Origin of the sequence: Weissella viridescens, assembly GCF_001437355.1 — a bacterium.
Classification (GTDB): Bacteria; Bacillota; Bacilli; order Lactobacillales; family Lactobacillaceae; genus Weissella; species Weissella viridescens.
This window is the reverse complement of sequence record NZ_JQBM01000001.1, coordinates 1-22,514: the sequence shown is the minus strand read 5'-3', so window position 1 is coordinate 22,514 and position 22,514 is coordinate 1. Positions and strand designations below refer to the sequence as shown.

The following is a 22,514-nucleotide window of genomic DNA, read 5'->3' as shown; positions in this document are numbered from 1 at the left end:
TAGTGGATTTGATTTTTATCCTTGCGTCTTTGACTCAAGAAGTCTCTGTTTATTTTGTTCACATCTAATTTTAACTTACCCTGATGTAAGACTCAAGTCTTTTAAGAGCCCCCTATCGCTTTAAACAAAAAATCCAATTTCATTTCTATCTTTTTAACAGGGACGTCACCAACATGCAATTAAACATAACTTTTAACGGGCGCAAAAGTTTTTCGATGAATCGGTGAGGCTCCCAGCGTTTTAAGGCCATTTAAATGCTCTTTTGTTCCATAACCAGCATTATGCGCAAATCCATATCCAGGATACTCCTGATCATATTGGACCATTAGCTGATCACGATAATTCTTGGCAAGAATGGAAGCAGCACCAATACTGATACTGCGATCATCCCCCTTAATCAATTTTTCCTGAGGTAACGGTAAATCGACCGTCATCGCATCAATCACTAGACCATCAATGGATACTGTTAATTGCTCGATTGCTTGCTTCATCGCAATACGACTGGCTTCATAAATATTAACTTCGTCAATCGTTTGCGCATCAATCACGCCAAATGCATAATCGACAACCTCTGCTTTAATTTGTGCATCTAATGCTAATCGCTTCTTTTCAGTTAATTGTTTTGAATCATGCACTGCTAACAAGTCAAACGTTTCATCAATCACTACAGCTGCTGCTACAACCGGGCCCGCTAAAGGTCCACGCCCGACTTCATCAACACCAGCCAATCGTTGGCCCTGCGCCCAGGCTGTTTGCTCAAAACTTAGGCGTTGGTTAAAAGCTTTCGACATTTCAGCATATTTTTCTTGCCGTTTATCATACTGAGCAATCAATTTTTGAACACCCGTCCGCGCATCTTGTCGCCACATTTGCACGGATTCATTTGAAGGTGTTTCTTGAAGCGCTGCCTTGATTTGAGCAATTGTTTGCCTAGAATCAGTCATCTACGACTTCTCCAATATGATCAGCGGGAACTTCTAACGTATACTGGCCAAGCTTACCGCGACGTAAGTCAATTAGCATTCTTTCTGCAGCACGATCGTAATCATCTTTGAAACCAAGTTTTTGTGTAATTAATAACAAAATTTCAACATCAGTCATGGTATCAAAACTATCTTCTGGCAAATGGTAGCGCTCTGTGATGGCCTTTGGATTATAATCACGCATAAATTTTAGCATGCCTAGGACAACATCATCGTTATTAATCAATTGATCCTTGATGGCTCCCGTCATGGCTAAATGTTCACCCACACGCTTATCCTCAAACTTAGGCCACAGCACACCCGGTGTATCCAAAAGTTCTAAATTAGTTGGTGTCTTCAACCACTGTAATTTTTTTGTTACCCCCGGACGGTCACCTGTAATTGCAACATTTTTTGTGACCAAATGATTCAATAACGTCGACTTACCAACGTTTGGAATTCCGGCAACAAGGGCTCGAATTGCCTTGTCTTTAACACCCTTTTCTGCTAAATTAGCCCACTTATCAGCTAGCACCTCACGTGCCGCTTTAGTCATGATTTGTGGCGTTTTATGTCCACGTGTATCTAATGCCACAACCGCTAAGCCTTGGTCCTTAAAGTATTGTACCCATTCCTTTGTTCGAGCTGGGTCCGCTAAATCAGTTTTTGTTAGGACCAATAAACGTGGCTTTTGTCCCAGCACCTCATCTAATTCAGGATTGCGTGAAGATGCAGGGATTCGCGCATCTACCAATTCAAACACGATATCGACGTGTTTCATATTTTCGCGCATCAACCGGAAGGCTTTCGCCATATGTCCGGGATACCATTGGATTATTTGTGCCATTGAGCACTCCTTTCAATTACATTTCTGAAGCTAAATATTGAGACCAAGCTTCATCAAATGTGGTTACAGTATGTAAATAATTTGCATTTTCTTCCAAATAACGTGAGATTTCATCAAAATCACTGCTCTGCTTTGGAAATTGCTGGTCATAAAAGGCCCCATTTGCAAATGTTTGAACTTCATTGGCGGCAACGAGGTTACGTTGCGTCATCAACCAAGTATAGAATGGTCGTCGCATAATGACCCTCACTTTTATTTTATAGTTAATCCATTTTAGCACAAAAAAAGCAATTAACTGGATGTTAATTGCTAGATATTTGCTTAATTAACTTCGTAACTAATGCCTAATGCCCCTGGACCAGCATGTGTTGCCACAGTTGGTGAGGTTTCAAATACTTGAATACCAGCATCTGGGAAGATTTCTTGAACTTCCTTCGCCAGTTCTTCAATTTTTTCTTGAATACCAACATGGGCAAAGTTGATATATTTAATACCGGTTGGTTCAGCTTGCATTTGTTCGATAATTCCATTGATGTACTTTTTAATCGCTTTTGCACCACGACCCTTAACTTCAACTTCAATATCTCCCTTAACAACATGGGCACCAACTTGAATATTCATCAAACCAGCAACAAAGCCAGCTGTCTTTGAAAGTCGACCACCCTTAACTAAATTATCTAATTCAGCAACTGTTAAATAAAGTTGAGTCTTATCATGAACCTCTTTGATTTTAGCTAAGATTTCTTCTTTTGAAGCACCAGTTTGAGCAAGCTGTGCGGCAGCCAAGGCTTGGAACCCTTCAGCACGATCAATAAAGTCCGAATCAAGAACTGTGACATCAGCATTTACCAACATTGCTGCTTGTTGCGCTGCATCAACTGTCCCTGACAAGCCCTTAGTTAGATGAATAGAGATAATCTCAGAACCATCTTTAGCTAAACGCTCATATGCTTCAGTGAACACGCCCAAAGGTGGTTGTGACGTGCTAGGCAAATTTTTTGCCTCCGCCATCTTCTCAACGAATTCTTCACGTCCAATGGTGACACCATCTTGATACACCGTTCCATCAATCATCACACTCAATGGAATTACCGTAATGCCGTATTTTTCGACTTCCTCTGGGCTAATCAAGGCCGTAGAATCAGTCACAATTTTTACCTGAGCCATATTTCTCCTCACAGTCTGCAGTGTTTTCTTTTGTTATGCCATATCTAAACAAAACCTGGCAATTGAAAGCTGGATAACGCGTAAATTTATCATCTTTTATTTTGTCTCATAAGCAATTGCTAAGGCGCCTGCCCCAGCATGTGTTGCAGAATTTGGTGATGTTTCAAACGTATGCACCGTAACATCTGGAAATGCCGTTTGTAGTGTCTCAGCTAATGCTTGTGCCTTTTCAGGAACACCAGCGTGTGAAACGTCAATTCGGTGCATCCCTTCTGGAATTGACTGCATTTCTGTAATTAGTTTATGCATATATTTTTTAATTGCCTTAACGCCACGAGCCTTTACATCAATCTTAAAACCGCCATCTTCAATATGAATACCAGCGTGAATGTTTAAGAGATTAGCCACGGCTCCGGCCGTCTTTGAAATACGTCCACCTTTAACAAGGTTATCCATTTCAGCAACAAAAATATGCGATACGGATTTCTCTCGAGTTAAAGCAATTTGCCTTAGAATATCATCTGTAGTGGCACCTTGTTGCGCGAGTTCAGCTGCAGCAAGAACTTGAAAAGCTTCGGCACGATCAATGAAGGTTGTGTCAATAACCGTTATATCACCATCAACTATTTCAGCCGCTTGTTTGGCAGCATTCACTGTTCCTGACAAACCAGCTGACATATGGATCGAAATGACGCTCGAACCATCTGAAACAAGCTGTTCATACACTTTAGTAAATTCACCAATTGGTGGTTGTGAAGTCGTTGGTAAAGCTTTCGCTGCTTTCATTTTATCAAGAAATTCATTCCGTCCGATTGTGATACCGTCTTGATAGAGCTCACCATCAATCATTAAACTCATTGGAATGACTGTCACGTTATAGGCTTCAACTTCTTCATCACTTAGAATAGCTGATGAATCAGTTACAATTTTTACATTTGACATTTCTTTTCCTCACTTTTAAAAAACTACACTACCATTATGGCACAATTTTTTAAAACTGGCGTAGCTTTATACGGAATCTGGTTCACGTATCCATCCTAAAGCCAATGAACCTGCGCCCAAATGCGTTCCGATTACAGGTCCAAAATAAGATAACTCAAATGTCACTTCTAGAAAACGTGTTTGCAATTCACCCATCCATTTTTCTGCTTGTTCAGCATTATTTGAATAAATCACAATCGCATGGATTGGGTAATCAACTTCAGCAATCGCATTTTCAAATAGTTGTTCGGTGCGTGCTAACGCTTTTTTCATTGAACGAACCTTTTCAAAAGGCACGATATAATTTGTTTCTGGATCAAATGTTAAAATTGGTTTCACCTTTAACATTGTCCCAACTAATGCTGAAGCATTAGATAAGCGTCCACCTCGTGATAAGTTTTGCAAATCATCAACAACAAAATATTCATCAATCGTTTCGCGTAAGGCGTCAAGCGTATGGGTAATCGTTTCAACACTTGCCCCTTCTTGCGCCATCTGAGCCGCTTTAAGGACTAACTGTCCCATTATCCTAACAGTTAACTTAGAATCATAAGCATGCACTTTAAAATCAGAAATAGACGTGGCTAATCCTGCCACAGTCTGACCAGCACCTGAGATAGTCGATGAAAGGTTAATCACAAGGGCTTCATCATAGCCTGCTTGCTTCAGACGTTCAAACAACGTTAACCATTCGCCAACTGCAGGCTGTGATGTCGTTGGAAAGTGTTCGGCTTGCGCCAAAAGATCATAAAACGATTCCCGTTTAAGATCGATGCCTTCCTGATATGTCGTGCCGTCAATAATGACCGGAATTGGCACAACTTCAATTTTTAAATTTTTAATTTCATCTGCCGTTAGGTACGCAGTTGAATCAGTTACAATGGCGACCGTCATAAGCCACCTCCTTTTCAATCGTTTCTAAAAACCTTTCATATTCTATCATAATTTCGACTTATAAATATATAGCAAACTAAACGACAAATAACGTCCTCATAGTTTTATCACAAAAAAAGCAGCCGAATTTGGCTGCTTTTAAACAATGTCATTTGTATTCAGTGAATTTTCTAAACGATTCAATAAAATCGTCATCATTCTTTGTTCATCTTCCGACCAAACAGAAAAAACATGCTTACGATATACTTGTGCTTGTTGCGTCAATGTTTTTAAAACAGTCTGTCCCGTTTCTGATAGCGAATATTTGCGCTGCCGGTTATCTCGATTGATGGCGACACTTTCCACATATTCCTTCTTACCTAGAGCCTTAAGTTGTCGTGATAGCGTCGAAGGATCTAGCTGCATCACCTGGGCTAATTTATCCTGTGTGTCGGCACCCTGCGCGAGTGCGTCTAGTAAATGCCATTCGGCCAGGGTTACATTATTTTTTTTTGACAATTTCAATAATTTCATCTGATAGATTTTATTCGCATCCTGCAAAGATTTTAAAATCGTTTTCATACCAAAGCTCCTATAACTTATCAAATTCATGCCACATTTGCTAACGCAAGCGTATCATATCCAACGTTCATCAGAACAAACGCGATTGGTTCCTAATTAATTTTTAATAAATTAAAAGAGCCGTTCTCTCGAACGACTCATAATTTAAGCTTCAGGTTTTTTTCGTAATTTCTGAACAGTTGTATATGATGGCGTAACAGTCATTGTTGTTTGTCCCTCAAATATGACAAAACCTGGTTTTGATCCGTTGGGCTTACGTAAACGACGAACCGGTAAATAATCCACTGGGACGTTAGCTGAATCACGTGCCTTCGAGAAGTAAGCGGCAAGTTGCGCACCTTCGGTTAATGTTTGTTCACTTGGCTCAGACGAATGAATGATAACGTGTGACCCAGGAATATCTTTGGTATGCATCCAGATATCTGATTTATTTGCGGTCTTCATAGATAGGCGCTCATTCTGAAGATTGTTTTTACCAACTTCAATTTGCGTTCCGTCACTTGCGTAGAAAATTTCTGGTTGGCTCACTTGTGCTTTTTGCTTTTTCTTACTTTGCACACGTAGATAACCTTCTTGAATTAATTCCTGACGAATTTCTTCAATATCCTTGGGACTTGCAATATCAACTTGAGCTTGCAAATTCTCAAAGTAATCAACTTCCTTCTGTGCCAAGGCAATCTGTTCATTTAAATATTTCACAGATGCTTTTAGCTTATTATAACGGGTAAAATAACGTTGTGCATTCTGTGAAGGACTTAATTGGTTCGACAACTGTATTTGCATGGGCTTATTATCGTCATAATAATTTGGCAATTCAATTTCAGTCATCCCCCGCTCAATCTGATGCATATATGTCGTTAAGAGTTCTCCCTTGACCTTATACTCATCAGCATGATCAGCTTGGGCTAACTCAGCTTGTTGCTTTTTTATCTTCGTTTTATTTTTCTTAAGTTCATTATGAATAACCCGGAGGACAACCCCGGCCTGTTGTTGGACACGATCACGTTCAGACTTTCCTTCATAATAAGCATCTAACAATTCACTTAAGGTTGTAAATTCAGTCGTCTCCCCAGTTACTGTTTGCCAAGGGAATGGGACATACTGGAGTCCCTTTTGTGTATCAACCAAGGTGGGATTAGGCTGATTAAAGTGATCGAACCATGATTGTGCATGCGCCATGGCGTCCCCATCATTTTGAACGACTGCTGCCAATTCATGCGCAGAATCACGAGCAAAACCTTGGAAGTGGCTTTGAATGTGCTTAGCTAGTTCGTTTTGTTCACGATAATCTAGAATTAGGTTAGCCAAACCATCTAGACTTTGGTACGGATTCAAAACATCTTGCTTGGGTGGTTGGACATAAGTCCCACCTGGCATTAAAGTTCGAACACGATTTTGATCTGCAGGGACATGTTTAATCAAATCAATGATTTTCTGGCTGGCTTCATCAACCAAAAACAAGTTAGAATGCCGTCCCATCATTTCAAGAATCAAAACCGTACGGTCTTCATCCCCTAACTCATTTCTTCCAGAAATCACAAAGCGCATAATACGGTCATTTTCAACCTGCTCAATGCGCAACAACTGTGCCCCCTCCAAATGCTTACGAAGCATCATGGCAAAGTTAGGTGCCGTTTGGGGATTTTTGTATTTAATCTGTGAAATTTGCGCCCGTGCAAACATGGGGTGAGCACTCAACAAAAGGGGATAATTCTTTCGATTATTACGCACCACCAGAAAAACTTCATTTGGATAGGGTTGGTGGATTTTCATGATCCGTCCACCCGCCAACGTATCGTTTAATTCTTTTGTCATTGCATGGGTAAATAGTCCATCAAATGCCATCTATTCCTGCCTCATTACTCTCTTTTACATTAAAATAGTCGCGAATCGTCGCCTCGTCATGAGCAAGTTGTGTCTGCAATGTCTCCATCCCAGAGAATTTCACTTCACCACGAACATAATGGTGCCACTGCACTTGTACCGCTTCACCATATATATTTTGGCTGAAATCAAATAGATTGATTTCAACTGTTTTAGGTCGGTTTTCGCCAAAGGTTACATTATAACCAATGGACGCCATCCCGGGATACCACGTATCACCAATTTTAAGTGAAACCGCATAGACGCCTACGCCTGGTAAACGCTGATCAATGGGAGTTTCAATATTCGCTGTTGGATAACCCATTTCACGTCCCCGAGCCTCACCATGTACCACAACCCCACTGGTTTGATATGGGCATGCTAAGAATGTTTGTAACGTGTCAACATCACCCGAATCAACCAGTTTCCGTAAATAGCTTGAAGCACTTTCTTGCCCAAGTCGTTCAATTTTTGGTACCTCAAATACATCAAATCGACCGCTAGCATACTCACTTAAGTGGGCCATGTCAGCTAAATCTGCGTCAGCACCATAGGTATGATCAAACCCAGCTACTGCCACTCGCGTCCCAAGTCCTACAATATATTTGTCCACAAAAGCTTGCGGTGTTTGAGCTGCAAAAGCCGCCGTAAAGTTTACCACATACGTCATATCAACACCCAAATCCCGCAATAAATCAAGCTTGCGATTCAAGGGTGTTAAGTAACGCAATGGTTGATCATGCGCTTCAAAGACGACTGAAGCATGTTGATCATATGTGAGTACTGCTAAGGGTAATTCTAAATGGTCTGCAATTTTACGCGCCTCCTGAATCACCGCTTGATGACCCAAATGCATGCCATCAAAAAAACCCATCGCTAAAACTTTTGGCGTTTGGTCAACTAATTTTTCATCAAATGGATGATGTAACTGATATACTTCCATGCGCTTAACCATCCTTGCTTCTTTACTTATTCATTTTTAAACGTCCGATATGGTCGATACTGTTGCTTGCGATCAGACCATTCAAAAACTGATTTCACTTCACGATTATGTGTAATAACAATTCTTTCTGATTTTTTGGGATATAAATCCGCAGGTAATCCGACACCGTTCTTGACGAACTGCCAAATATCATCCGGTAAAGCCACACTTGGGTATTGTGCAACCGCGCGATCAATCGGGAGTAACCAATCATCGATATTTCCCGTTTTTTCCATTTCCGTAGCAACATCCGCTAAAGAGTGACTTTCTGCCAGCGTAAACCCTCCAGCTGATTGACGAGTCAACTGGCTCATGACAGATGGCAATGCAAATTGTTTCCCAAAATCAACAGCTAGCGTTCGAATGTAAGTCCCTTTTGATACCACTGCCTTAAAAGCAAACGTTTGTGTCTGCGTCATTGCATCAAAGATTGGTTCGCTCGTTCGCTTGAATTCATAAATAGTTGCATCACGCTTTGGGCGCTCAACAGTTTCACCGGCACGTGCATAGTCATATAGACGACGCCCATTCACTTTTACCGCTGAAAACATGGGCGGAATTTGGATAATATCACCTTCAAGTTTTGCTAGCCCCTGGTCAATCATCTCAACTGATAAAGGGTCTAATTGTGTCACTTCTTCCACAACTTCGCCATCAAGATCCTCAGTAGTTGTTGAAAAGCCCAGCGTAATCGTTCCTGTGTAAACTTTACCGGCATCCTGTAAGAATTCAATACTTTTTGTCGCTTTACCAATGGCGATTGGTAATACACCGTCAACACTTGGGTCAAGCGTTCCTGCATGTCCGACTTTTTTAGTATGTAAGATTTTTCTTAATTTAAAGACAACATCATGGGACGTCATGCCAGTTTCTTTGTATATTGGGAGAATTCCTTCCATCATGCGTACCTCAACTATTGTTCTTTCGCTTTTGCTTCAATTTCTTTAAAACTGCTCCAAACCATCCCCATCATATAGCTATCATGGTATCGGCCGTTTGCATAAAATTGTTCTTTAAGGGTTCCTTCCATTTCAAACCCAATTTTCTTGTAAATGTGTACAGCAGCTGTATTTTCGACATCAACATACAAATAAACCTTATGCATGTTAATCACATTAAAGGCATATTCCAAACCAGCACGCATGGCTTCTTGTGCTAATCCCTGCCCTTGAAATTTTTCTTCAACGATAATTTGAATTTCTGTGTTTCGATGCAAGTTGTCAATATAAACTAATTCAACAACGCCAGCGAATTCATCATTCACATCAATTACAAAGCGACGTTCAGCTTGATCTAAAACGTGCTTGTCATACAGGATTTCTAGTTCATCAAATGATGTATAGGGTTCTTCAAACCAAAGGGCCATAACCCGACGTGCGTTTTCTTGCTTATAAATGTATGGTAAATCTCTTTTTTCTAATGGACGTAATTGCATGTCTTATTCCCTTTTTTAAACGTTTTTCTAGTTCTTTCAATTGTATCAAAATTCATGAGCGCATACAAAAAAGGTTCGGAATTAACCGAACCTTTTACATTTAATCTTGTTGGTCTAGTTGACGAATCAATTCATCAATATGATTTCCATATTGAATTGAGTCATCTTTCTTGAAGATTAATTCTGGCGTTTTGTAAATCGTTAAACGACTACCCAACTCCTTGCGAATTAAACCAGTTGCTGCATCCAATCCTTCAGCAGCCTTTTTATTAACAGATGCTAAATCTGATAATAGGCTGTAATAAATTGTCGCTTGTTGCAAATCACCGGTCACTTCAACACCTGTTACAGTCACACCTTGAACACGAGGATCGCGGACGCGCTTTAACAAAATGTCATTAACTTCGCGTTGAATCTCCTGTTCTAAACGACCAACACGGAAATTTTGTTGTCCCATCATTGACCTCCTCTATGGATGTTATCAGTTAGATTAACGCTTGATTTCAACCATTTCGTAGGCTTCAATCACATCACCAATCTTTTCATCGTTGTAGTTTTCAATCGTCAAACCGAAGTCGTAACCATTCTTAACTTCCTTAACGTCGTCCTTATAACGACGAAGTGAGTTAAGCCTACCTTCGAAGATAACAATACCATCACGAATCAAACGAACTGATGATTCACTTGTAATCTTACCAGAAGTTACCATACCACCAACGATTGTTCCAACCTTAGAAACCTTGAACAATTCACGAACGTCAGCAGTACCGACAATTTCTTCCTTGTATTCAGGATCGAGTTGACCCTTCATGGCTGCTTCAATTTCATCAATTACGTTATAAATAACATTGTGTAGACGAATATCGACATCGGCCGCATCAGCTTGAGCCTTTGCTTGAGGTGTTGGACGTACATTGAACCCAATGATAATCGCACCAGAAGCTTCAGCAAGTGTTACGTCAGATTCATTAATCGCACCTACGGCTGTGTGAATAATACCAACCTTAACACCGTCAACATCAATCTTTTGAAGTGAGCCAGCCAATGCTTCGACAGAACCTTGCACGTCAGCCTTAATAATAACAGGCACAGACTTCATGTTTTCTTCAGCCATCTTGTTGAACAAGTCGTTAACTGAAACAACATTATTACGGTTACGATCTTCAAGCAAAGCACGCTTTGAACGTTCCTCACCCGCGGCACGTGCCGTCTTTTCATCTTCAAAGACCACAAAACGGTCTCCTGCAGATGGCACTTCATTCAACCCAGTAATTTCAACTGGTGTTGACGGAATGGCAGCCTTAATACGACGACCACGATCGTTTGTCATTGTACGAACACGACCATATGTGTTACCCACAACGATTGGATCTCCAATGTGCATCGTTCCTTGTTGAACAAGCACTGTTGCAACGGGTCCACGTCCCTTATCCAAACGCGCTTCAACGACTGATCCAGCAGCACGTTGATCAGGGTTGGCCTTCAAGTCCATAACATCAGCTGTCAAAAGGACCATTTCAAGCAATTCATCGATGTTCTCACCGTACTTGGCAGAAATCTTAACAAAGATTGTATCTCCACCAAATTCTTCAGGGATCAATTCGTATTGCATCAATTGATTGATAACATTGTCAGGATTTGCTCCTGGCTTATCAATTTTATTAACTGCAACGATAATTGGTGTTCCAGCAGCTTTCGCGTGATGGATTGCTTCAACCGTTTGTGGCATAACGCCATCATCAGCTGCAACAACTAAGATGGTAATATCAGTCACATTGGCACCACGTGCACGCATTTCAGTAAAGGCCGCGTGTCCAGGTGTATCCAAGAATGTAATTTCACGATCATCTTCAGTCTTAACTTGATAAGCACCGATGTGTTGTGTGATTCCACCAGCTTCACCGTCAGTCACGTGCGTGTTACGTAGGTAGTCCAACAATGTTGTCTTACCGTGGTCAACGTGTCCCATGATTGTGACAACAGGTGCACGTGGTTGTAGGTTTTCATCATTGTTTGCTTCTTCTTCGAAGATCTTATCGATATCAGAATGATCGACTTCAACCTTCTCTTTAGCTTCAATACCGTAATCAGTTGCAAGCAATTCGATGGTATCGCCATCCAAACTTTGGTTTTGGTTAACCATAACGCCAAGCATAAACAACTTCTTAATAATTTCAGTTGCATCACGGTGAATTAACTTTGCGATATCTTGAACGTTCATACCAACTGTATAGTTCAAGACTTCTGGTAATGGTTGTTCCTTACGTTGTGGAGCTGCTGGACGTGGCTCATTATTACGTTGGTTATTACGGTTTTGACCACGCTTGCCCTTCTTACCACCACGATTGTTGTTATTCCAACCACCATTACGGTTTTGACCTTGTCCGCCGCGGTTTTGGCCTTGACCACCACGATTTTGACCTTGTCCGCCACGGTTTTGACCTTGGCCACCTTGTGGACGTTGGCTATTGTTGTTTTGTGAACGTTGGCCACCGTTTGAATGGCTTTGCGTGTTGTTAGCAGCAGGCTTCTTCGTCTCGTGACGTTGTGCTTGACCACCATTGCTTTGCTTTGCTTCCGGCTTTGCTTCAGCCTTTTTTGCAGGCGCTGTAGATTTAGCTTGTGCCTTAGCTGCTGCAGGCTTAGCATCCGTCTTGGCCGCTTTTTGATTTGATGGGTTCTTTTGAACACGTTGCTTCAAATCTTTTTCTTGATTGTCATTAATTGTTGACATGTGGTTCTTAACATCGAAACCAGCTGATTCAGCCGCTGATACTAAGTCCTTTGATGAAACATTTAATTCCTTTGCCAACTCATAAATTCGCTTGGTCATGTGCCATCCTCCTATTGTTCTAAGTATTGTCGCATTTTCTTTGCAAAACCACGATTGGCTACGGCTAACACTGTCCGGGGCATCCCCGTTGCATCAGCTAATTGCGCCTTTGAAAAGCGTGTACACATGGGTACATCATAACTTGTGGTTTTGTCTGTAAACTTTTTTAAAGTACTTGGACCACCGTCACTGGCGAAAAACACCAATGAAGCCTTACCGTTCCGAATCGCCTTTAAGGCCATATCTTCACCAGCTTCAAGCTTTCCAGCCCGCCGTGCTAGTCCTAATAAATTCAATATTTTTTGGTCGTTATTCATCGCCAAATAGCTCCCGTCGAGCTGCTTGATGGTCGACGTATGCAATCAATTCATCATAAAAATCATCTGGTAACTTAACACCAAATGCACGATCAAAAGTCCGCTTTTTTTTGGCCTGTTGGGCAACGTCAACATCTAATTTGATGTATGCGCCACGCCCATTTGCTCGGCTCGTCGGGTCTAGTTCAACTTCACCCTCCGGCGTCTTCACAATTCGAACTAGGTCAGGCTTTGGGACCATTTCACCGGTTACGATATCTTTTCGCATTGGAATTTTACGTTGCCGCATTGCACGTTCCTCCTTATGCTACCAACTTACTCTTCTTCAAAAGCATCAACGACTTCTTCAACCGCTGGCGTTGGATTCTCTAGTTCAGCCATCACAGCATCACGTTCACTTTCAGGCTTAATGTCAATCTTGAAGTTCGTTAAGCGCGCTGCCAAACGTGCATTTTGACCACGCTTACCAATTGCCAATGATAATTGATAATCAGGTACCAAAACTGTTACAGCACGTTCATTTTCAGGATCAAAAATCACATCAACAACTTCAGCTGGGTTCAAGGCATTCTTAATGAATTCAACTGGGTCTTCAGTCCATTCAACGATATCCATGTTTTCACCAGATAATTCGTTCACAATTGCTTGAACACGGGCACCACGTTGACCAACCATTGTTCCAACAGCATCTAGGTTTTCGTTGTGTGAGTAGACAGCAATCTTAGAACGATCACCAGCTTCACGCGCAATTGATTTGATTTCAACTGTACCATCGTAAACTTCAGGTACTTCAGATTCAAATAAACGCTTAACTAAGTCAGGATGTGTACGAGACACAAAGACTTGTGGTCCTTTAGCTTCATTTTTAACATCAGAAACAAGTACCTTAATATGATCACCCATTTGGTATTTTTCATTTGGCATTTGATCTTCGGGCTTCATCGCTGCTTCTTGTTGACCAGGCAAAATCACATAAAGGAAACGTGAATCCTCGCGTTCAACTTCACCAGTGATAATTTCATCCTTATAAGTAATGAAGTTATCGTAGATGTTACCACGTTCAGCTTCACGAACCTTTTGCATGATGATTTGCTTAGCTGTTTGCGCTGCTAGGCGCCCGAAGTCTGAAGGGGTTACTTCAAACTTAATTTCATCACCAAGTTCATAATCCTTGTTTTTACTCAAAGCATCAGACAAGCTAACTTCTTTATTTGCATCTTCGACGTCTTCAACGACCGTTTTAACAGAATAAACCTTGATGTTTCCCTTTTTTTGATCAAAAGTCACTTCAACATTATCTGCATCATCGTAATTTTTTTCATACGCCTTCTTCAAGGCTTCTTCAATGGCTTCTACTAATACATCCGCCTTAATGTTTTTCTCTTCTTCAAGGGCATTAAGGGCTGTCACCAATTCCTTACTCATTTTTCTTTCTCCACTTATCTAGAACGTATTTGTATGGCGCGCTTTTGCGACCACATCTCTTGGGATTTCAATTGTCTGACCATCTTCATCAGCAAGCACCAACACTTCAGGTGTCTCCTCAGTTAACTCACCTACAAAATCTTTTTGACCATCAATTTTCCGGTATGTCGATACTTGAACCAATTTTTCAATTGCCCAAGCAAAATCATCATCCGTCATTAAAATACGATCTTGATCAATTGACAAATGAGCACGCTTAAGTTGGTCCATTGGAATCGTTACTTGTGTTCGTTTTCCTTTTTTTCCAACGACCTCAAGTGTAATTGCCTCATCTGTTGCTGAAACAAGTGTCCCAGTTAACGTCATTTCACCATCCATTGGCGTCTTCAATTCTAACTCAACCGTTTTGTTAACGGCCCAATCAAAATCACGTGGCCGCTTTAGGTCGCGTTCTGCACCGGGTGATGAAACATCCAAGAGGTAGGCCTCTGGGAATGGATCTGGTTGGATTTCATCAACACGATCACTAATTAATTCAGTTAACATCACTAAATCATCCATATTAATGTCGCCGTCTAGACGATCGACTAAGACACGCAAAACCATATCAGCATCTTGTTTCTCGTACCGGACATCCCACAGGTCAAACCCTTGTTCAGTTAAAGCATCAGTAAGCACTGCTGCTACCTTATCAATCACTTCTGGCATTTTAAACCTCCCTTCAGTCTAAGGTTTTCTATTTTTTAAAATAAATTCCAAAAAAATGAGCGGCCGGGGCATTTCGCCCTGGCCACTCAGCTAAGAGTTTATTAATCAACAAAGTTAATCATAGCATTAAAGTGACTAGATTGCAACACTTTACGCCGGTTGCTTATGCTGCATTACCGCGTAAATGCCGGCACCTAATAGTTGTACGACCACAATCACTATTACCAGTGGCACCATTGTGGTCGTTCCACCTAAACCGACCAATGGTGACATGATACCGCCCATGGCAAAACGCGTCAATCCAAGAATGCCCGAAGCAGTACCGGCATCTTGATGTTCACGGGCCATGGCAAGTGCTGTTGTCATACTGTTAATACCACCGACAGGTGCCACAATCAAGAAGAAAGCCAAAATGGTTAACCAAATTGATTTTGGCAAAAAGAGTGACACAATCAAGAGCAACCCACCAACCATAGAGAACATCATAAACCATTTCAGAATCTGCCAGGCTGAATATTTTTCAGCTAACTTTCCTGAAAGACTTGCTCCTAATAAAATACCAAATCCGTTTAAGGCATACACCCCCGAAAAGGCTGGTACTGATAAGCCATATAAATCTTGTAACACAAAAGACGATCCAGCAATATACGCAAATAGCGCGCTCATCATAAAGCCTTGAATCAACGTCATGGCCATAAAATAACGATTTTCAAGAATACTTTTAAATCGGCCAAATGTTTCCTTGAGCGAACCATTTTGTCGGTCTAAATTCGTCTCAGGTAATTTAAAAATAATTAATAATACGATAATTAACCCTAACCCGCCTAATAACCAAAACGCACTTCTCCAGTCTGCTAACGCAATTAAAACACCTCCAAGTACCGGTGCCAAAATCGGGAAAATACCGTTAATCGTTTGATTAATGGCAACATTGCGGGTTAATTGAATGCCATCAAACGAATCCGTAATCATGGCCAGCGATAAAACAATTCCTGTCGCTCCACCTAGACCTTGTATCAGACGTAAAACAATAATCATGCCAATGTTATCACTCATCGCAATACCAAACGAAGAAATCGTAAAAGCAGCAATTCCATAAATCAATGGCATCTTACGACCAAGTCTATCAGAAAGCGGTCCCACGACAACTTGTCCAATCGCTAAGCCAAACATGGCTGCCGTAATTGAGAGTTGCGTCATCGTCGCTGTTGTGGGAAGTTCTCGTTGTAAAACAGGTAGTCCTGGTAAATATAAATCCAAAGCTAGTGGACCAAAGGCACTCAAGACGCCCAAAATCATAATTTGTAATCTGGTCATATTGTTTTTTTGCATATCATTCTCCCAAATAAAAAAGGCTTATTCATAAGCCTATTTTTGCTTGGCTAAATCGCTCCAAATAGATGGATGAACAAGCCAGCGATATTAAAGTAAATTAAAACAGATGTTAAATCCGACAAAGTTGAAATGAAAGGTCCTGACGCAACAGCTGGATCAACATGGATTGCATCCATAATCAGTGGAATAAAGGCACCAGCAACGTTCGCGACAAGAATTGCAATTCCCATAGCTAAACCAACCGCTAGCCCCAAAAGCACATTATGCTTCCAAACGGTAACAACCGTAAAAATTGTCAGACCAGCAACGATACCAATAACACATCCAATTAAAATTTCATTCAAAAGCATCTTCCATACATTCGTTGTTGATTTAAAAGCTAGCTTACGCACAGCCACCGCAAGAGATTGCGTTCCAGCATTACCGGCCGTTCCAGTAATCAACGAGATAAATACGGCAAGAATTGGTGCTGTAGCAACCAACCCGTTAAAACCATCAATCACAGAAGCGGTTCCCATTCCCAAGAAAATCAATCCAATTAACCATGGTAATCGTTTAAAGGCGGCTTTGAGTGGATTATCATCCCCACTCTCGACATCAACCCCGGCCAAACGCGAATAATCTTCCGTTGCTTCATCGCCAATAACATCAACAATATCATCGACCATGATAATTCCCAATAATTTATCATTTTCAACAACTGGTAACGAAGAAAAATTATAATCCGCCATGATATGGGCAACTTCTTCTTGGTCTTCATCTGGACCGACCGCAATCAGGTTTGTGTCCATAATGTCCTTCAATTCCAAGGAATCGTCAGCCAACATCAATGAACGCAACGAAACGACACCTACCAACTTTTCATCAGCATTTAAGACATAAATATATGTAATTTGTTCCGCTTCTTTAGCGGCAACTTTAACCGCCTGCATTGCCTCTGGAATCGTATCGTTTTCACTAATCGCGATATAATCGTGACTCATCAGCGAACCAGCAGTCTCGTCATCGTAATTCAATAACTCACGAATTGATTTAGCATCCTGCTCTGGCATCAAAGATAAGTACATCCGCAAATCATGCCCACTTAATTCCTCAAGCATGTCTACAGAATTATCGGTATACATTTGATCCAACATTTCCGCAGCATATTGCGGTGACATTTCTTTTAATAATTCATCTGGTTTAGTGTCATCATCTACTGGCATTTCATCAAAGACTTCAGCCATTTCACTTGGCGTCAACCAGTCAATAACTTGCTGACGTAATTGTGAAGGTAAATTCAGATAAAATTGACCACGATCATAGCCGTGCAAATCTGCAAAGCCATCAAGAAAGGCTTCTTTATCACCATGCTCCAAATCATTCACAAGGGCCTGAGCTTGTTCACTGATTTCATCACGTAGATCTTCAACGACTTCTTCAGCATTATTATTTTCATTTGCCATACAAACACTCCCTCTTTACCTTAAATTTCGACCTGGTATCCATCCAAGAGCTTAACCATGTCTTCAGGTAAAGCACTAGTCGTTTTACGGTCTTGCTGGTCGAATGGATCATAAAAAGTCAGCGCATAGGCATGCAAGGCTTGACGTTCGATGCCGCGATCCATTGGCCCGCCGTATATTTCATCACCAACCAGTGGATGTCCAATATGACTAAAATGCACGCGGATTTGGTGTGTACGTCCAGTATGTAAGCGAACACGGACCAACGTCATGTTGCCAAAACGATGTTCAACCCAATATTCTGTCGTGGAAGCACGACCATCTTCACGCACTTCACGACGAATAAAATCACCGTCAACACGTCCAATTGGTCCTTCAATCACACCATGATCATCTGGTAAGTCGCCGTCAACAACAGCAAAGTAACGCTTATCAACTGCATGTGTTTGCAGTTGCTTATCTAATAAGCCGTGAGCAAACCGATGTTTAGCCAGTAATGCGACACCCGAAGTGAAACGATCTAATCGGGTCACCACATGTGGTACTAAGTCTTGTGACCCTGCATCCTCTAAATAACCCTTCACGCGATTGACCATCGTGTTTGAACGGTCAGCTTTACCAGGCACCGATGTCACGCCAGCCGGTTTATTAACAATTAGCCAGTTTTCATCTTCATAAAGCACGTCCAATGGCATATGTGATGATTCCACCACGTCATTAGATTGCTCTGGTGGCAACGAAATGACCACTTGTTCACCTGGTTGGATTTCGTCGACGGTGCGTACCTGCCGTCCATTGATTTCAACAGATCCACCGCCACGCTTAATGATTGAAAACATACGGTGTGAAACCCCTTGTTGGGCTAAAAATGTTTTAATTTTGAATGGGGTTTCTTCTTGATTCACCCAGCTAAATGATGCCACTATTTTTCCTCCGGACCAATAAAACTCGTTTGAATGCGTTGCCAGAAATTCATATGGCGGTATTTCGCAAACTTAATTTTAGTTGGTGCAATTTTAAATTCAATTTTTTCAATCTGTTCTGATACAAAATGGAGCGTATCATATGCGACCTGAACTGAGTCAGTTTCCGCATCTGGAGCCTTGACAGAGATTACGTCAGATGCGCCCAAAATGACCGGTGACCCTAGTGTTCGGAAGACACGATTATTAATCGATCCAATTTCTGTGAGTTGCATGGCTTCTAGGCTTGGACTGACCACAGCTCCTCCAACTGCTTTATTGTACGCTGTTGACCCACTGGGCGTTGCAATGGATAACCCATCACCACGAAAACGTTCAAAATAATCACCATTAATATCAACAATGGCAGATAACGTCCCAAATGAACGTTTAATAACGATTTCATTTAGCGCTAATATTGTTCGTTGAGTTTGGTCAGTAAAAAACAAATTTGCTTGGACAATTGGATACTCAACTGATTCTTTAGAATCGTGTACCAAACTATTAACAAGGTCATCTAACTCGAAATCTTGCCAATCTGCATAGAAACCCAAATGACCTGTATGTACACCAATAAAGCGTACATGATCTAGTTGTTGTTCATAGGCATGAAATGCTGATAAAAGGGTTCCGTCTCCGCCCACAGAAATAACAATATCGGGATGGGCATCATCAAATATAATATCAGCATCATCTCTAGCCAAAATTTTTGTTTTTAATTCATCTAAAACTTCAACTGAATGGTCATTATCGTTATGATAGATGGCAATTTTCATGATACGCCTCGCTTATGCTTTGTCTGTCTCGCTCGTCTCTAAATGGAGATGTTCGAAAATATCATCAATTTCGTTCGATAAATCAGCAGCATGTTTTAGCTGTTGCTCCATGTCTTCAGTATACACACCGTTGTATTTATAATTAATCGCATGTTCAATTGTCGCCCATACATTCATTTGCATGGTACGGATTTGAATTTCTGCCAAAACTTTGTGTTCACCGGTTATTAATTGCAATGGATATTCAATCACAATATGATATGACCGATAACCTGAAGGCTTGGCATTCGTCACATAATCACGTTCTTCCAAAATCGTCATATCTTTACGTTGACGTAATAAGTCAACTACTTTATAAATATCATCGGTAAACTGGGTCATAATACGCACGCCAGCAAGATCTTCCATATCTTTTTCTAACCGATCGTCTTCAATATGACGACGAACCATTTTCTCTTCAATCGCATCAACTGTTTTCACACGTCCAGTTACAAATTCCACCGGAGTCTGAATGCCTGCAAGATTAAATTCTGGTCGCATCCCGCGCAACTTTACTTTTAATTCATCGACAGTTTGTTGGTACGGTTGTAATCGCACAGCCCATTCTTTTTCATTCATTATCAAATATCTCCCGAGCAACTCAAATTCACTCTTTATATTGTACCAAAGATACCGCTTGCTTGTACCATGATTTAATGAAACCAAATTATTGCACTTATCCATTAAAAAAGTACCACAATCACTGTGGCACCTTTTAACGCTTGAAACTCGCCTTTAATTCTTCGACGGGCTGTTCATCACGTGTATAGAATTGAACATCAAATCGATCTGGTAACACTGAAAGAATTGCGTAGGTTCCCTTTAAATAGGCATATTGTCCACGCGGAAAAGCAATTGAGCCGGGATTAATGTAAAGAATTCCATCAATCATTTCCGCCCCAAGTTGATGCGTATGCCCCGTTAAAACGACGTTCGCATTTTGTGCTTGCGCCGCTGCTTCTAATTGACTAAGACTACGTTCCGTGTGGTATAAATGTCCGTGAGCGATGTAGATAGAAACTTGTTGTTCCTGGTATAAACGATCATCAGGAAACATCGGATCACGGTCCATATTTCCAACGACCGGTAATAACGTATCAAATACTTCATCATCGTGCTTTAATTCAGAATCACCAACATAAAACATCGCTTGAACTCGCCCACGATAATCAGCAACAAGTTTTTCTAAGATGCCACGATCCCCATGCGCGTCGGAAACAATTAAGTACTCCATTAGCTTTCCTCCCACCAATCATTAAAGGCTTCAGCAAATTGCTCCAGCGCTTTGCCACGGTGTGAAATTTCATTTTTTTCTGCGACAGTCAGCTCAGCCAAGGTTTTACCAAAAGCTGGATAATAAAATAATGGATCATATCCAAAGCCATCCTCGCCACGTGGTGCACGCAATATCTCTCCAGCCACTTCACCAGCAGTTACAAGTTTTTTGCCATTTGGCTTTAAGGCAACGATAACGGCGACAAACTTTGCTTGTCGTGCATCATCGGGAATCGCTTGCATCTTTTCTAATAATTTAGCATTATTAGCTGCATCATCATGATCACCAGCATAACGTGCAGAATAGATGCCAGGCTCCCCATTCAAAGCAGCAACAACTAAGCCAGCATCTTCTGCAACTACTGGTAAATCGTATGCCTGCATAATGGTTTGTGCTTTAATCAGGCTATTTTCTTCAAAAGAAGTCCCGTTTTCAATAATTTCAGGTGTATCCGTTAAATCTAGTAGCGAGAGCACTTCAATCCCTTTCGGGGCTAAGAACGCACGAAACTCTTTAATCTTTCCGGGGTTTTTAGATGCAAAAATTAGTTTTTTCAATTATCTAGTCCTCCTTCGATAAACTGAGTCCATTATCATCTGCTTCAAGATGTTTCACTGTAACAGGAATTTCTAGCCAACTTTCCGCAATCTTTTGGAAAGGTTCGATATCTCCTGTCGTAAAGTAAAGATCATCCTCATGATTAGCCATTGGATAAATACCGTGACGAGCATCATTATCATCTAATATTTGTTCAACCAAATTAATCGCTTCAGCACCTGCGTTTACCAATGTGACTTGATCACCCATAGCCTGTTGGATTTCATTACTCAATAGTGGGAAATGTGTACATCCCAAAATTAAGGTATCGATATCTGTTCCAATCAATTCAGCTAATTGATCTGTAACGACCGCTTGCTTTTCAGCCTCATCCGTTAAATTGGATTCGACAAGCGTTACCAAGTCCGGTGTCGCAACCTGTCGGACATCAATTCCTGGGTTACCAGCCATTAGACCATTATAATAAGCGTTTGAATCAACGGTTCCTTGGGTTGCAATCACACCAACTTCATTATTCTCCGTTGTATCTAGCGCTGATTCAACCCCAGGTTGGATAACGCCAACAACTGGAATTGGCAAATGTTCCTGTAGCAATGGTAAGCCTGCTGCAGTCGCAGTATTACAAGCAATCACTAACAATTTAATGCCGTCGTCAGTTTCGTTCAAATACTGTCCAATTTGAAGTGCAAATTTTGCAACTTCTTCTGTTCTTCTTGGACCATATGGCATCCGTAAGGTATCCCCAACATACTTCACTTGTTCGTTAGGCAATTGATAGAGCGCTTGTTTGACCGCTGTTAATCCACCAACCCCAGAGTCCATGTACCCAATCGCACGATTATCCATCAGTAACCTCTTTTCTAGCTATTGTATAATTAATTGCACCACATGTGCGAGCGCGTAATGATGGCCATTACGCCATACATGAAACTACCCATCTTACGTTTTTGTTTATATCTCCGATTGGATAGCCAAAGGAGTCCTATTGTTGCGAGTACGAAAAATAGAATAAATAATAATGTACCCCAAATAGGTGTATTTGTGTGTGTCATGCGTACCCTCACATCCTAAATATGCTTTTCTTCTATTATACCATTTTCAATTAAAAAAGCGTTCCTTATAAGAATAAGGAACGCTTTTAAATCAGT

General features: G+C 41.1%; 25 protein-coding genes. All 25 read right to left on the bottom strand.

What is annotated here, in order from left to right; genetic code table 11:
* Positions 1-179: 179 nt before the first annotated feature.
* Positions 180-944, bottom strand: a complete 765-nt coding sequence (locus tag IV50_RS00125; RefSeq protein WP_057743324.1) for a ribonuclease HII — start codon at positions 942-944, stop codon at positions 180-182.
* Complete coding sequence (gene ylqF / locus IV50_RS00120) at positions 937-1,809, bottom strand: ribosome biogenesis GTPase YlqF (protein WP_057743321.1); 873 nt, start codon at positions 1,807-1,809, stop codon at positions 937-939. Before ylqF ends, IV50_RS00125 begins: the two co-directional genes overlap by 8 nt.
* 16 nt (positions 1,810-1,825) lie before the next feature.
* Complete coding sequence (locus tag IV50_RS00115) at positions 1,826-2,047, bottom strand: YozE family protein (protein ID WP_057743318.1); 222 nt, start codon at positions 2,045-2,047, stop codon at positions 1,826-1,828.
* 83 nt (positions 2,048-2,130) lie between these two features.
* On the bottom strand, positions 2,131-2,976 hold the full coding sequence (locus IV50_RS00110) for a DegV family protein (protein ID WP_057743315.1): 846 nt from the start codon (positions 2,974-2,976) through the stop codon (positions 2,131-2,133).
* 96 nt (positions 2,977-3,072) lie between these two features.
* Positions 3,073-3,918: a DegV family protein gene (locus IV50_RS00105; protein WP_057743313.1), complete on the bottom strand. Its 846-nt coding sequence runs from the start codon at positions 3,916-3,918 to the stop codon at positions 3,073-3,075.
* Between the two features lie 66 nt (positions 3,919-3,984).
* Entirely contained in the window at positions 3,985-4,851 is an 867-nt protein-coding gene (locus tag IV50_RS00100) for a DegV family protein (protein ID WP_057743310.1), read from the bottom strand.
* A 138-nt stretch (positions 4,852-4,989) separates the two neighbouring features.
* The gene (locus IV50_RS00095) at positions 4,990-5,412 is read right to left on the bottom strand and encodes a MarR family winged helix-turn-helix transcriptional regulator (protein ID WP_057743307.1); all 423 of its coding nucleotides are present in this window, start codon (positions 5,410-5,412) and stop codon (positions 4,990-4,992) included.
* Between the two features lie 144 nt (positions 5,413-5,556).
* Entirely contained in the window at positions 5,557-7,257 is a 1,701-nt protein-coding gene (locus IV50_RS00090; protein WP_057743304.1) for an NFACT RNA binding domain-containing protein, read from the bottom strand.
* Positions 7,247-8,218, bottom strand: coding sequence for a riboflavin biosynthesis protein RibF (ribF, locus tag IV50_RS00085; RefSeq protein WP_057744605.1), 972 nt, complete (start codon positions 8,216-8,218; stop codon positions 7,247-7,249). The genes IV50_RS00090 and ribF overlap by 11 nt, the downstream gene beginning before the upstream one ends.
* 26 nt (positions 8,219-8,244) lie before the next feature.
* The gene (truB, locus tag IV50_RS00080; RefSeq protein ID WP_057743301.1) at positions 8,245-9,156 is read right to left on the bottom strand and encodes a tRNA pseudouridine(55) synthase TruB; all 912 of its coding nucleotides are present in this window, start codon (positions 9,154-9,156) and stop codon (positions 8,245-8,247) included.
* A 14-nt stretch (positions 9,157-9,170) separates the two neighbouring features.
* A complete protein-coding gene (locus IV50_RS00075) occupies positions 9,171-9,692 on the bottom strand; it encodes a GNAT family N-acetyltransferase (RefSeq protein ID WP_057743299.1) in 522 nt (173 codons plus the stop codon).
* Between the two features lie 100 nt (positions 9,693-9,792).
* Positions 9,793-10,149, bottom strand: coding sequence for a 30S ribosome-binding factor RbfA (gene rbfA, locus IV50_RS00070; protein ID WP_057743296.1), 357 nt, complete (start codon positions 10,147-10,149; stop codon positions 9,793-9,795).
* A gap of 33 nt (positions 10,150-10,182) precedes the next feature.
* A complete protein-coding gene (gene infB / locus IV50_RS00065) occupies positions 10,183-12,525 on the bottom strand; it encodes a translation initiation factor IF-2 (protein ID WP_057743293.1) in 2,343 nt (780 codons plus the stop codon).
* Positions 12,526-12,536: 11 nt separating this feature from the next.
* On the bottom strand, positions 12,537-12,842 hold the full coding sequence (locus IV50_RS00060; protein WP_057743290.1) for a YlxQ-related RNA-binding protein: 306 nt from the start codon (positions 12,840-12,842) through the stop codon (positions 12,537-12,539).
* Positions 12,835-13,131: an RNase P modulator RnpM gene (rnpM, locus tag IV50_RS00055; protein WP_057743286.1), complete on the bottom strand. Its 297-nt coding sequence runs from the start codon at positions 13,129-13,131 to the stop codon at positions 12,835-12,837. Before rnpM ends, IV50_RS00060 begins: the two co-directional genes overlap by 8 nt.
* A gap of 26 nt (positions 13,132-13,157) precedes the next feature.
* The gene (gene nusA, locus IV50_RS00050; RefSeq protein ID WP_057743284.1) at positions 13,158-14,267 is read right to left on the bottom strand and encodes a transcription termination factor NusA; all 1,110 of its coding nucleotides are present in this window, start codon (positions 14,265-14,267) and stop codon (positions 13,158-13,160) included.
* A gap of 18 nt (positions 14,268-14,285) precedes the next feature.
* Complete coding sequence (locus IV50_RS00045) at positions 14,286-14,975, bottom strand: hypothetical protein (protein ID WP_057743281.1); 690 nt, start codon at positions 14,973-14,975, stop codon at positions 14,286-14,288.
* A gap of 150 nt (positions 14,976-15,125) precedes the next feature.
* Positions 15,126-16,307: a multidrug effflux MFS transporter gene (locus tag IV50_RS00040; RefSeq protein WP_057743279.1), complete on the bottom strand. Its 1,182-nt coding sequence runs from the start codon at positions 16,305-16,307 to the stop codon at positions 15,126-15,128.
* A 50-nt stretch (positions 16,308-16,357) separates the two neighbouring features.
* On the bottom strand, positions 16,358-17,755 hold the full coding sequence (gene mgtE, locus IV50_RS00035; protein WP_057743278.1) for a magnesium transporter: 1,398 nt from the start codon (positions 17,753-17,755) through the stop codon (positions 16,358-16,360).
* 20 nt (positions 17,756-17,775) lie between these two features.
* The gene (locus IV50_RS00030) at positions 17,776-18,678 is read right to left on the bottom strand and encodes an RluA family pseudouridine synthase (RefSeq protein ID WP_057743275.1); all 903 of its coding nucleotides are present in this window, start codon (positions 18,676-18,678) and stop codon (positions 17,776-17,778) included.
* Positions 18,678-19,493, bottom strand: a complete 816-nt coding sequence (locus IV50_RS00025; protein WP_057743272.1) for an NAD kinase — start codon at positions 19,491-19,493, stop codon at positions 18,678-18,680. The genes IV50_RS00030 and IV50_RS00025 overlap by 1 nt, the downstream gene beginning before the upstream one ends.
* Before the next feature lie 12 nt (positions 19,494-19,505).
* Positions 19,506-20,111, bottom strand: coding sequence for a GTP pyrophosphokinase (locus IV50_RS00020; RefSeq protein ID WP_057743269.1), 606 nt, complete (start codon positions 20,109-20,111; stop codon positions 19,506-19,508).
* A gap of 136 nt (positions 20,112-20,247) precedes the next feature.
* Positions 20,248-20,766, bottom strand: coding sequence for a metallophosphoesterase family protein (locus tag IV50_RS00015; protein WP_057743264.1), 519 nt, complete (start codon positions 20,764-20,766; stop codon positions 20,248-20,250).
* A complete protein-coding gene (locus IV50_RS00010) occupies positions 20,766-21,365 on the bottom strand; it encodes an XTP/dITP diphosphatase (protein WP_057743262.1) in 600 nt (199 codons plus the stop codon). Before IV50_RS00010 ends, IV50_RS00015 begins: the two co-directional genes overlap by 1 nt.
* Before the next feature lie 4 nt (positions 21,366-21,369).
* Positions 21,370-22,212 (bottom strand): glutamate racemase, encoded by an 843-nt coding sequence (gene murI / locus IV50_RS00005; protein ID WP_057743259.1) that lies wholly within the window; start codon positions 22,210-22,212, stop codon positions 21,370-21,372.
* Positions 22,213-22,514: the final 302 nt, after the last annotated feature.